Annotated in this window: 13 protein-coding genes; 12 read left to right on the forward strand and 1 reads right to left on the reverse strand. The window is 57.0% G+C overall.

The window, feature by feature from the left end; genetic code table 11:
* Positions 1-40: 40 nt before the first annotated feature.
* The 3 genes from yqgB to speB all read left to right on the forward strand — a co-directional run bounded on the left by yqgB (position 41) and on the right by speB (position 3,287).
* On the forward strand, positions 41-172 hold the full coding sequence (yqgB, locus tag AM410_RS11180; protein ID WP_071605459.1) for an acid stress response protein YqgB: 132 nt from the start codon (positions 41-43) through the stop codon (positions 170-172).
* Positions 173-180: 8 nt separating this feature from the next.
* On the forward strand, positions 181-2,157 hold the full coding sequence (gene speA, locus AM410_RS11185; RefSeq protein WP_020883700.1) for a biosynthetic arginine decarboxylase: 1,977 nt from the start codon (positions 181-183) through the stop codon (positions 2,155-2,157).
* A 209-nt stretch (positions 2,158-2,366) separates the two neighbouring features.
* Complete coding sequence (gene speB / locus AM410_RS11190) at positions 2,367-3,287, forward strand: agmatinase (RefSeq protein WP_014071686.1); 921 nt, start codon at positions 2,367-2,369, stop codon at positions 3,285-3,287.
* A gap of 3 nt (positions 3,288-3,290) precedes the next feature.
* Here the strand turns inward: speB and AM410_RS11195 are convergent, their stop codons facing one another.
* Positions 3,291-4,502: an MFS transporter gene (locus AM410_RS11195; RefSeq protein WP_108647822.1), complete on the reverse strand. Its 1,212-nt coding sequence runs from the start codon at positions 4,500-4,502 to the stop codon at positions 3,291-3,293.
* A 417-nt stretch (positions 4,503-4,919) separates the two neighbouring features.
* Between AM410_RS11195 and AM410_RS11200 the strand changes: the two genes are divergently transcribed.
* The 9 genes from AM410_RS11200 to AM410_RS11240 all read left to right on the forward strand — a co-directional run bounded on the left by AM410_RS11200 (position 4,920) and on the right by AM410_RS11240 (position 12,143).
* On the forward strand, positions 4,920-5,243 hold the full coding sequence (locus AM410_RS11200; protein WP_020883702.1) for a Rieske (2Fe-2S) protein: 324 nt from the start codon (positions 4,920-4,922) through the stop codon (positions 5,241-5,243).
* Positions 5,240-5,548 carry a recombinase-like helix-turn-helix domain-containing protein gene (locus AM410_RS11205; RefSeq protein WP_014171555.1) on the forward strand — a complete coding sequence of 103 codons (309 nt, stop codon included), beginning with the start codon at positions 5,240-5,242 and terminating at the stop codon, positions 5,546-5,548. The genes AM410_RS11200 and AM410_RS11205 overlap by 4 nt, the downstream gene beginning before the upstream one ends.
* Before the next feature lie 10 nt (positions 5,549-5,558).
* Entirely contained in the window at positions 5,559-6,581 is a 1,023-nt protein-coding gene (locus AM410_RS11210; RefSeq protein WP_020883703.1) for an aromatic ring-hydroxylating oxygenase subunit alpha, read from the forward strand.
* Positions 6,581-7,330, forward strand: coding sequence for an SDR family oxidoreductase (locus AM410_RS11215; RefSeq protein WP_032678944.1), 750 nt, complete (start codon positions 6,581-6,583; stop codon positions 7,328-7,330). The genes AM410_RS11210 and AM410_RS11215 overlap by 1 nt, the downstream gene beginning before the upstream one ends.
* A gap of 12 nt (positions 7,331-7,342) precedes the next feature.
* Complete coding sequence (locus tag AM410_RS11220; RefSeq protein ID WP_108647824.1) at positions 7,343-8,131, forward strand: IclR family transcriptional regulator; 789 nt, start codon at positions 7,343-7,345, stop codon at positions 8,129-8,131.
* A gap of 78 nt (positions 8,132-8,209) precedes the next feature.
* A complete protein-coding gene (locus tag AM410_RS11225) occupies positions 8,210-9,136 on the forward strand; it encodes a VOC family protein (RefSeq protein WP_086532126.1) in 927 nt (308 codons plus the stop codon).
* Positions 9,133-10,320 carry an NAD(P)/FAD-dependent oxidoreductase gene (locus tag AM410_RS11230; RefSeq protein WP_108647826.1) on the forward strand — a complete coding sequence of 396 codons (1,188 nt, stop codon included), beginning with the start codon at positions 9,133-9,135 and terminating at the stop codon, positions 10,318-10,320. Before AM410_RS11225 ends, AM410_RS11230 begins: the two co-directional genes overlap by 4 nt.
* 25 nt (positions 10,321-10,345) lie before the next feature.
* Positions 10,346-11,602: an MFS transporter gene (locus AM410_RS11235; protein ID WP_025203265.1), complete on the forward strand. Its 1,257-nt coding sequence runs from the start codon at positions 10,346-10,348 to the stop codon at positions 11,600-11,602.
* A gap of 10 nt (positions 11,603-11,612) precedes the next feature.
* Entirely contained in the window at positions 11,613-12,143 is a 531-nt protein-coding gene (locus tag AM410_RS11240; protein WP_020883709.1) for a cupin domain-containing protein, read from the forward strand.
* Positions 12,144-12,151 lie beyond the last annotated feature (8 nt).

Raw genomic sequence — 12,151 nt, forward strand, 5'->3', positions numbered from 1 at the left:
ACGTTGTCATAATTAAGTTCGGACACGTGTTTACAATGATATGAATATGAAACCGGTCGCACGGTCTGGTTTTCAGCATAGTCTGCTGGGAAATGGATCCGTTTATGGGTTGTTATCGCCGTATAACGCTGCGATAGTAGTCAACTGTTTTACACTTAATACAAAGAGTTGAGGTTCGCTATGTCTGACGACATGTCTTCGCTTTCGCCTTCGTCAGCGGGCGAACAGGGTGTACTACGTTCCATGCAGGAGGTTGCGATGAGCTCCCAGGAAGCCAGCAAGATGCTGCGCACTTACAATATTGCCTGGTGGGGCAATAACTACTACGACGTCAACGAACTGGGCCATATCAGCGTTTGCCCGGATCCTGACGTTCCTGAAGCGCGCGTGGATCTCGCCAAACTGGTGAAAGCACGCGAGGCGCAGGGCCAGCGTTTGCCTGCACTGTTCTGCTTCCCGCAGATCCTGCAACATCGTCTGCGTTCCATTAACGCCGCGTTTAAACGCGCGCGTGAATCTTACGGCTATAAAGGCGATTACTTCCTGGTTTACCCTATCAAGGTGAACCAGCACCGCCGCGTGATTGAATCATTGATCCACTCCGGTGAACCGCTGGGCCTGGAAGCAGGTTCCAAAGCGGAGCTGATGGCCGTGCTGGCACATGCTGGCATGACCCGTTCGGTGATCGTCTGTAACGGTTATAAAGACCGTGAATACATTCGTCTGGCGCTGATTGGCGAAAAGATGGGCCACAAGGTCTATCTGGTAATCGAGAAGATGACAGAGATCGCTATCGTGCTGGAAGAGGCGGAGCGTCTGAACGTTATCCCGCGTCTGGGCGTGCGAGCGCGTCTGGCGTCGCAGGGTTCCGGTAAATGGCAGTCCTCAGGCGGCGAAAAATCCAAATTTGGTCTCGCGGCGACCCAGGTTCTGCAGCTGGTTGAGATTCTGCGTGAGCGTGGTCGTCTGGACAGCATTCAGCTGTTGCACTTCCACCTCGGCTCGCAGATGGCCAACATTCGCGACATCGCCACCGGCGTACGCGAATCAGCACGTTTTTACGTTGAGCTGCACAAGCTTGGCGTAAACATTCAGTGCTTCGACGTGGGCGGTGGTCTGGGCGTGGATTATGAAGGTACCCGCTCGCAGTCCGACTGCTCCGTGAACTACGGCCTGAACGAATATGCCAATAACATCATCTGGGCGATTGGCGATGCCTGTGAAGAGCACGGCCTGCCGCACCCAACGGTGATCACCGAGTCTGGTCGCGCGGTTACTGCCCACCACACCGTGCTGGTATCGAACATTATCGGCGTTGAACGCAGTGAAATTTCCGAGGTAACCCCGCCGGCTGAGGACGCGCCTCGTGCGCTGCAAAGCATGTGGGAAACCTGGCAGGAGATGCACGAGCCGGGTACCCGCCGTTCGCTGCGCGAGTGGCTGCACGACAGCCAGATGGATCTGCATGATATTCATGTGGGGTATTCATCGGGCACGTTCAGCCTGCAGGAACGCGCATGGGCAGAACAGCTTTATCTGAACATGTGCCACGACGTACAGCAGCAGCTGGACCCGAGCAACCGTGCTCACCGTCCGATTATTGACGAACTGCAGGAGCGCATGGCGGACAAAATGTACGTCAACTTCTCGCTGTTCCAGTCGATGCCGGATGCCTGGGGTATCGATCAGCTGTTCCCAGTTCTGCCGCTGGAAGGGCTGAACCACGCCCCGGAACGTCGTGCGGTGCTGCTGGACATCACCTGCGACTCCGACGGTGCTATCGATCACTACGTCGACGGCGACGGTATCGCGACCACGATGCCTATGCCAGAGTACGATCCTGAGAACCCGCCGATGCTGGGCTTCTTCATGGTCGGTGCTTATCAGGAGATCCTCGGCAACATGCATAACCTGTTCGGTGATACCGAAGCGGTTGACGTGTTTGTCTTCCCTGACGGCAGCGTGGAAGTTGAGCTGTCCGACGAAGGGGACACCGTGGCAGATATGCTCGAATACGTTCAGCTGGATCCGAAAAAGCTGCTGACCCAGTTCCGTGACCAGGTGAAAAATACCGGTCTGGACGATGCGCTGCAGCAGCAGTTCCTGGAAGAGTTTGAAGCGGGTCTTTACGGATACACCTATCTGGAAGACGAGTAAGTAAACCTGCCTCTCTCTGTTGGAGAGGGGCGGCGTGAGGGCAAGGGGCAGTACCCTCGCCTATACTCACTTGAACCCGTATGAATTAGCGGCGATAATTCGCCCCAATAAGCGATTTACAAATCAATCCCTTCCTCGTCGGGTTTAACGACGCGGAGGGGATTTTTTTTCATCTGTTTTTAATGTATCGACTTTAAAGAGGTCAGGACATGAGCACTTTAGGCCATCAGTACGATAACTCTCTGGTATCTAACGCGTTTGGTTTTTTACGTCTCCCGATGAACTTCCAGCCGTACGACAGTGACGCTGACTGGGTGATCACCGGCGTGCCGTTTGATATGGCCACGTCAGGCCGTGCTGGTGGCCGTCATGGTCCGGCAGCTATTCGTCAGGTCTCCACTAACCTGGCCTGGGAGCACAACCGCTTCCCGTGGAACTTCGACATGCGCGAGCGCCTGAACGTGGTTGACTGCGGTGACCTGGTGTACGCTTTTGGCGACGCGCGCGAGATGAGTGAAAAACTGCAGGCCCATGCCGAAAAACTGCTGGCTGCCGGTAAACGCATGCTCTCCTTCGGGGGTGACCACTTCGTCACGCTGCCGCTGCTGCGTGCTCACGCGAAGCACTTCGGTAAGATGGCGCTGGTGCATTTTGATGCCCATACCGACACCTACGCGAACGGCTGTGAATTCGACCATGGCACCATGTTCTTCACCGCGCCAAACGAAGGTCTGATCGATCCAAACCACTCTGTGCAGATCGGTATCCGTACCGAGTTTGATAAAGACAACGGCTTCACCGTGCTGGATGCCGGCCAGGTGAACGATCGCGGCGTGGATGACATCATCGCTCAGGTAAAACAGATTGTCGGCGATATGCCGGTTTACCTGACCTTCGATATCGACTGTCTGGATCCGGCGTTTGCCCCGGGCACCGGCACGCCGGTGATCGGCGGCCTGACCTCTGACCGCGCCATCAAACTGGTGCGCGGCCTGAAGGATCTGAACATCGTGGGTATGGACGTGGTGGAAGTGGCTCCGGCTTACGACCAGTCAGAGATCACTGCTCTGGCAGCGGCCACCCTCGCGCTGGAAATGCTCTACATCCAGGCCGCGAAAAAAGGCGAATAAGCCTTACGCCCGGATTGCTGCTGCGCGACGCATGCGCAGCAGCAACATGCCTCCTGCCAGCAGGGTGATAACCTGCGAGACGACCAGCACCGAAAACCCTGAGCTGACTGAACCCACCGATTTCATCACCATCCCCATCAGCAGCGGAATAAACGCCGCGCAAATATTCCCAATCCCGTTGATGATCCCGTAGGCACTGCCAACGGCTTCCCGCACCGCATGATGCTGGATAACCGCCGGAATGGCCGCCCCCTGAAGTCCCCAGAAAATATTGGCCAAGAGCATAAACAGCGCCAGCCAACCGGGCTGGTGGCTCAGCATCAGCATGACGACGGAACTCGCCGTTAAGATCCCGCCCACCACAAACAGCAGCGGTGCCTGGTCCGGGCGCATTTTGTCGAGCAGCACACCGCCCAGAAACTTTGAGCCAAGACTCAGCAGGAAGGGGATAGCCGCGAGAAAGCCGGTCGCGTGCAGGGAGAAGTGGTGTTCATCGCGCAGCCAGGCCGGAAGCCAGGCGCTGCTGCCCCAGAGATAACTCAGCGTGGCGATTTCAACCAGCAGGATCAAGCCCAGAAGCGGTGTCTGCCAGGCAACCGTAAAGGTCTGTACAAACCCGGACGTTCGGCGCTTTTCCGAATGTTGAGGGGCCGGCAGGAAACGCCAGATTAACCCCCCACCCAGCGCCAGATTGATCGCCGCGAGGGCATAAAATGAGCCCGCCCAGCCAAGGTGTGCCATCAGCCAGGTGATCAGCGGAAAGCCTACCGCCAGCCCCAGTGAAACGCCCAGCGCGGTAACGGCGTTGGGCTTACCAATCTCCCCGGCGCTAAAGTTATCGCTGATAAAGCGTGTTTTCAGTGAAAAGAGTGGGCCTTCGGCAATGCCTAAAATCAGGCGGGCGATAAGCATGCCCATCAGCGACCCCAGCAGTGGCGAGATGGCGCAGACCACGGCCCATATCGCAATGCTGGTTAACAATCCCTGTCGGTAATGTAATTTGCTTTCGATAACTGGGGTCAATAGTAAAGCGGAAAAACCATAACCCAGCAAAAAGCAGGTCATGAGCATTCCTTGTAACATTCTGTTTTCATTTAGCTGAAAATGTTCGGCAAATTCAGGGTTTAAAATCATCACCGAGATATTTACGCGGTCAACGTAGGAAATAATAATGAGCACCAGAAGTGCCAACGTGCCTTGCCATCTTGCCGTCATTTAATCCGCCTTAATCGTGCTGTATGTTTATATTTTTTATGAACGTTATTGTCACGTAACTAAAATGATTCACCTGTGAAACTCATTGTTTTAATGAGATAAATTAAATTAAAGTTTCACAGATGAAACACCAGAGGTATGCGCACATATAATTTTTAAGGAATAAAAATAAAAGAAGTCAATCTCTATTTTAAAAAATAAAAGATCATCAAAAAAATGTATTCATTCACGCCTGAATAATGAAAATTTCATATCGCTGCATTTTTTCGTGATCGCTTGCACACTTAGCTAATTAAACCTCGACTGATTAACAAATTCGTCACATTCGCGCTTGACGAAACATTCATCGCTTTTATATTGACCGTATTAAATAAGAAACAGAGTTTCATATATGAAACAAAAGCCTGGAGGATCGTGATGAGCTGGATAGGCGTATGTGACGCAGAACAAGTACAGGAAGATTTCCCTTTTAGCGGTAACGTCGAGGGCAAAGAGATCGGCGTTTATTTGATTGATGGCGAATATTTCGCGCTGGAAGACGTATGCCCGCACGCTTACGCGCTGCTGAGTCAGGGTTTCGTCGAGGACGGTAAAGTGGAATGTCCGCTGCATGAGGCGGTTTTCGATGTCAAAACCGGCCAGTGCCTGCACGGCCCCGGCGGACGTAACCTCAATCGTTACCCGGTTCGGGTATTTGAAAACCAGATCCAGATTACCTTCGTCGAGGAGACAGTGGCATGAGCGAAAGTCTGAACTTCAACCCGGCGCTGCCGGAAAGCCGTCAGTTTACCCCTCCGGCTGAGGGCGGTAACGGCGCCATCCATAAGCCCGGTGATTACCAGAACCTGATCTGGCAGACCCGCAGCCGCGTACCGGAAAACTGGGAAATCACGCTTATCTCCACGCTGGAAGACCTTTTCGAACAGGGCGCTGAAACCGTGCCGGAACTGGTCAACGGGCTGAACGCGGTACGTATGCACGATCAGCAGGGCGAGCCATGGAGCGATGCCAGCTTCCAGGCTTTCTTACAGGTTAACGGCTACTGAGGGCAATGCGATGACGACTACCGTACAAAACTATCTTGATAAAGGTCTGCGCGGCCTCTGGTACCCGGTGCTGGCGAGCTGGGAAGTTCAGTCTGCGCCCGTGGGGATCACCCGTCTGGGCGAACAGATTGTGGTCTGGCGCAACAAAGATGGCCAGGTGCAGGCGCTGGAAGATCGCTGTCCGCACCGTGGCGCGCGTCTGTCGATGGGCTGGAATCTGGGCGATCGTATCGCCTGCTGGTATCACGGCGTGGAAGTGGCGGGCAACGGCGAAGTGAAGGATGTGCCTGCGGTGGATAAATGTCCGCTGGTCGGCCAGCAGTGTGTGCGCAGCTACAACGTGCAGGAAGTGCACGGGGCCATCTTCCTTTGGTTTGGCGTTACCGCCGATCAGCAACCCGACGAACTGAGCTTCCCGGACGAACTGGCTGACACCGACGCCTACAGCAATTTTCTCTGCACCGCCGCGTGGAAATGCAATTACCAGTACGCACTGGAAAACGTGATGGACCCGATGCACGGCACCTATCTGCACTCTTCGTCGCACTCCATGGCGGAAGGGGATCGCAAAGCGGATATGGTTCTGCAGCCGACGAAAACCGGGTTTATCTTCGAGAAAAAAGGCCAGAGCGGCGTCAACTTCGACTGGGTTGAACTGGGCAACAGCGGCACCTACTGGATGCGTTTGTCCATTCCTTATAAGAAGCGTTTCGGGCCGGGCGGTCACTTCTTCATTGTTGGCATGGTGGTGCCGGAAGATAACGATAACTGCCGCGTCTTCTTCTGGCGTATCCGCCGTGTGCAGGGCTGGCAGCGCGATATGTGGCGTTTCATGTACCGTAACCGTCTGGAAAAACTGCACTGGGAAGTCCTTGAGCAGGACCGCGTGGTACTGGAGAGCATGGCGCCAGATGCACGGGAACATGAATACCTTTACCAGCATGATGTGGGCCTCTCGCGCCTGCGCCGCATGATGCAAAAAGCGGCGAAAGAGCAGCTGGCGGCGCGTGAAGCTCAGCAGGGAGCCGCCTGATGAATGGGCTGCTGAACGGGAAACGCATCGTGGTGACCGGTGCCGCGCGTGGGCTGGGCTTTCATTTCGCGAAAGCCTGCGCAGAGCAGGGCGCGGCGGTGGTGATGTGCGACATCCTTCAGGGCGAGCTGGCTGAAAGCGCGCATGGCTTAAGTGAGAAGGGCTATGCGATTGAATCACACGTTATCGATCTGGCCGATCCGCTCTCCATTTCGCGGGTGTTCAGCACCATTGGCAAACAGGGACCGATCGACGGTCTGGTCAATAACGCGGCGATGGCGACCGGGGTCGGCGGCAAGGACATGCTTGATTACGATCCGGATCTGTGGGACCGGGTGATGAGCGTTAACGTTAAAGGCACCTGGCTGGTTACCCGGGATGCGGTACCGCTGCTGCGCGAAGGGGCAGCCATTGTCAATGTGGCTTCCGATACCGCGCTGTGGGGCGCGCCGCGTCTGATGGCCTACGTGGCCAGCAAGGGCGCCGTGATTGCCATGACCCGTTCAATGGCGCGCGAGCTGGGTGAAAAACGCATTCGTATTAACGCCATCGCCCCGGGCTTAACCCGCGTCGAAGCGACGGAATATGTCCCTGCAGAGCGGCATCAGCTTTACGAAAACGGCCGGGCGCTCACCGGGGCGCAGCAGCCGGAAGACGTCACCGGCAGCGTGGTCTGGCTGTTAAGCGATCTGTCGCGGTTTATCACCGGCCAGCTGATTCCGGTCAACGGCGGTTTTGTCTTTAACTGAGGTAAAGCAACTATGGCAAGCGATCACGAAGTGAAGTACCTGGTGCCGGGGCTGGAGCGAGGCTTACAGCTGCTGCTGGCCTTTGGCGAGCAGCACCGTGAACTGACCTTTGCCGAGCTGCACAGGCTGGTCGATATGCCGAAAGCCACCGCCTACCGCGTGGTACAAACGCTGGAATACATGGGTTTTCTGGAGCGCAACACGCGAACCAATACCTTCTCGCTTGGCATGAACGTCCTGCGTCTGGGCTTTGAATACATCGCCTCACTGGATGTGGCGCAGGTCGGTCAGCCGGTCATCGAGCAGCTGCGTGACGTCAGCCAGTGCAGCAGTCATCTGGCGATCCGTGACGGGCGCGACATCATCTATATCGCCCGCGTCAGCGCCGCCGGTTCTCGCATCAATCAGGTGAGCATTGGTACCCGTTTGCCGGTGCACTGCACGTCGCTGGGGCGCATGCTGCTGACTGATATTTCGCGAGCCGATTTCGAACAGCTGTTCCCGCACGAGCGTCTGCCGGGCAACACGCCGGGCCAGATCCACGACCGTGAAGCGTTGTGGCAGATGGTGCAGCAGGACAAAGCACGCGGCTATGTGATCGGCGAATCCTTCTTCCGTCATGGCATCTCCTCCATCGTTTATCCGGTGTATGACCGCAGCGAAAGGGTGGCGGCCGTGGTGAGCATTCTGGTGCCTTCGGAGGAGATCCCGCAGACCGATCGCGAGCGCCTGCAAAACGATGTCCGCATGGCGGCGGATAAAATTTCTGGCTTCTTAGGGTATTTGTCACAGGCCAGTTAAATCATCAGGTTAACGCCAGGCGCTTCATTGCGTCGGGCATGTTTTACGCCCAATCTGGGCCAGACGAGGCAACGAACGATGTGTATAACCGGAATTGAAAAGCTGGAATTTGGCGTCGAGAACCTGACGCACTGCGCCAAATTTATGCGTGATTTTGGCCTGACGGGCGATGCCAGCGGCCAGCGTTTTACTACCCTGAGCGGCGCGCGCGTGGAGCTAAATCCTGTCGACAGCCCTGACCTGCCACCAGCGTTTGAAGAAGGAAATACGTTGCGCCGGATGACCTGGGCAGTCGCCACCCGGGACGATCTGGAGGCGCTGCGCCCGAAGCTTGAGAAGCAGCCCGGTTTTCGTGAGGTGGGCGACGCGCTGGAGTGCCGCGATCCGAACGGCATGACCCTGCGCGTACAGGTCAGCCATCAGGTGCCGGTGGAGCTGAACGTCGAGCCGATTAACCAGTGGGGCGATGCCCGCCGTATCGACACGCCAAGCCCGGTCTACGATCGCGCCCAGCCTATTAACGTGGGCCACGTGGTGTTCTTCGTGGAGGAGCTGGCGGCGGTGGAGACGTTCTACCGTGAGGTGCTTGGGTTCCAGGTGTCTGACCGCTACATCAACCGTGCGGTGTTCCTGCGCTGTGGCGTGCGCGGCGGGCATCACAACCTGTTCCTTCTTCAGCTGCCTAACCGTAAGCGGGGTCTGAACCACGTGGCCTTTACCGTACGCGACATTCACGAGGTGATCGGCGGTGGGATAGCGATGAACAAAAACGCCTGGAGCACCTTTATTGGCCCGGGGCGTCATCCGGTCTCCTCGGCCTATTTCTGGTACGTCAACAGCCCAACCGGCGGGGCGTTTGAATACTACACCAACGATGATTACCTCACCGAAAACTGGCAGCCGCGCGAGCTGGAACATTCGCTGGTGTCGTTCACCGAGTGGGCGGTAGAGGGTGGGATTGACCACGACACTCGCCGTCAGCAGAAAAAGCCGGAGGCGGTATGACCTCGCGCATTGTCATTATTGGCGGCGGTCAGGCAGGTGGCTGGGCGGCGAAAACCCTGCGTGACGAAGGCTTCGACGGCGAGATTTGCGTCGTGGCGGAAGAGGGGTGGGATTTCTACGAACGCCCGCCGCTGTCCAAGGCTGCGTTACTGGAGCCGGACGCGCCGCTACCGCGTCTCTTTCCTGAAGCGGCGCAACAGGCATTGAACCTGACATGGTGCCGGCCGGTGCGCGCGGAATCTCTCGATCGTCACGCGAAAACGGTGTGCTTAAGCAACGGTGAATGCCTTAGTTACAACATTCTTTTAATCGCTACCGGTGGTCGGGCGCGTCTGCCGGGCGATGCATGGGCGGCCCACCCGCAGGTCTATACCCTGCGCCACTGGCAGGACGCACAGCGGCTGAAGGCGCGCCTGGCAGAGAGTCAAAACCTGGCGATTATCGGCGGAGGCTGGATTGGCCTGGAGATTGCGGCCTCCGCGCGTAAATGTGGCATCGACGTGACGCTGTTTGAGCAGCAGCCCGCGCTGTGCATGCGTTCGGTGAGTGCCGAGGTATCGCAGCAGCTGGAAACACTTCACCGCGAACAGGGCGTGGATATCCGCACCGGCTGCGGAACGCTGGAGCTTGAAGATAACAATGGTCTGCCGGTCATTCACTGTGACGGCCAGCGTGAAACCTTTGATGCCGTGGTCGTCGGGATCGGTGTTGATCTCAATCTGGAGCTGGCGCGCGATGCGGGTCTGCAGACTGAGCGCGGGATCGTGGTGGACGCTCAGGGGCGAACGTCGGATCCGTTTATTTTTGCTGCCGGTGATGTGGCCCAGCACCATCACTATGGGCTGTGCATTCAGTCGTGGGCCTTTGCCCAGAATCAGGCGGTTGCCACGGCAAAGGCGATGCTCAATCCCGATGCCCCCGGCTATGACGACGCGCCGTGGCTGTGGTCGGATCAATACCAGCACAACATTCAGATCCTCGGTATTCCGCAGGCCGGCTGCACAACCCTTGCCCGGGATAATGCGCTGTTTTTCTCACTGGATGAAAACGGACGGCTGACCCAGTTGGTGGCGTTCAACGATGCGCGTACCGTCAAGCTGGCGAAACGCTGGATGGCTGCCGGAAGGGATCTGTCCGATGTGCCGCTGGCTGACCCGACTTTTTCACTGATGTCATTGCGATAGCTAACCCGCACCCGTAGGGGGAGACATGACCACATTTGAGACTAACACCGCGCCGGTTGAGGCAAGCGGTGAGGGCACCCGCACGCCCGAAAAAGCGGTGCGCTGGGCCATCCCGCTGTCATTGCTGGCCTGCGTGCTGCTGGCATTTTTCGACAAAATCAGCATTGCGGCGCTCTTTTCCGACAGCCATTTCCAGCAGGCGATGGGCATTGATTTTGACACCACGCGCCTCGGCATTCTGATGAGCGCCTTTCTGCTGAGCTACGGCTTCTCATCGGTCTTTTTAAGCGGACTGGGGGACAAGATTGCACCGCTTCGCCTGCTCACCGGCATGATGGTGGTGTGGTGCGTGCTGATGGTGGCCATGGGATTTACCCATAACTACACGGTCATGATCGTCCTGCGCATTTTGCTGGGCGTGGCAGAAGGGCCGCTGTTTCCACTGGCGTTTGCCATTGTGCGGCATAACTTCCCGCAGCATCTGCAGGCGCGAGCGACCATGTTGTGGCTGCTGGGTACCCCGGTAGGCGCGGCGATTGGCTTCCCTCTTTCTATCTGGCTGCTGAATGCCTTCGGCTGGCAGAGCACCTTCTTTGTGATGGCGATGCTCACCGTGCCGGTGCTGGTGTTTGTGCGCATTGGTCTGCGCGGGATCCGTCTGGGTGCCAAACCGGCTGCGGATCGCGAATCACAGGATGAACGACGTGCCGCGCGGCGCGAGCTGTTTGTCAGCCCGCACTTCTGGATTATCTGCATCTTTAACATCGCGTTTCTCACCTACCTGTGGGGAATCAATGGCTGGCTGCCGGGTTACCTGATTAAAGGGAAAGGCATTCATCTTGAACACGCGGGCTGGCTGTCGTCGATGCCGTTTATTGCCATGCTGGCGGGTGAGGTGATTGGCGCATGGCTTTCTGACCGGGTCGATAAACGCGCGGTGGCCTGCTTTATCTCGATGGCTGGCGCGGGATTAGGCCTGACGGCGGTCATGCATCTTGATACCCCGCTGGCCGTTATCGCGGCGATGAGCTTTAGCACCTTTATGTGGGGCACCGGTGCGCCGAACATTTTCGCACTGCTGGCGAAGGCTACCCATCCCCGGGTGAGCGCGACGGCGGGCGGTATTTTCAACGGGCTGGGAAACTTTGCGGGCGCGCTGTCGCCGGCGGTGATGGGCGCGTTGATCGCCTTCACCCACAGCATGGATTCCGGGCTGATTTTTCTGGCGGTGATGGCGGCGGTGGGCTGCGTCCTGTTACTGCCGCTGCTGAGACGTTACTGAGGAGAGTGTCATGACTGATTCAACCGTAACTGCAAAACCAGGCATTAAACCTGACCATCTGACCATGGAAGAGTGGATCGAGTCGCGCATTGCGCGCTTTGAAGGGCGTAAATATGACTGGAACGCGCTGAAGTTCCAGGCCGATTTCGATCCTAAATACCGCCGTGCGCAGATGCGCTACATCGGTACCGGGGCAACGGGCGTGGCAAGCGATACCAATACCGTGCCGGCTGAGCACTTTACCTTCTCCACCATGGTGCTGCCGTCGAAGTGCGAGGGACCATTGCATCTGCATGACGACGTGGAAGAGGTGTTCTTCATGCTTAAAGGGCAGATCACGCTGATGATCCAGGACGGCGATCACTACACCGAAACCGTGCTGCGCGAACGCGATCTGATCTCCGTTCCGCCGGGCATCTATCGCGGTCTGTTCAATCATGGTGAAGAAGAGGCGCTGATGTGCGTGATGCTCGGCACCAACAAGCCGGAAATCCCGACCTATCCGGCCGATCACCCGCTGTCGAAAGTGAAGCGGAACTAAGGGGGCGC

The organism is Enterobacter cloacae complex sp. FDA-CDC-AR_0164, from assembly GCF_003071645.1.
Classification (GTDB): domain Bacteria; phylum Pseudomonadota; class Gammaproteobacteria; order Enterobacterales; family Enterobacteriaceae; genus Enterobacter; species Enterobacter ludwigii.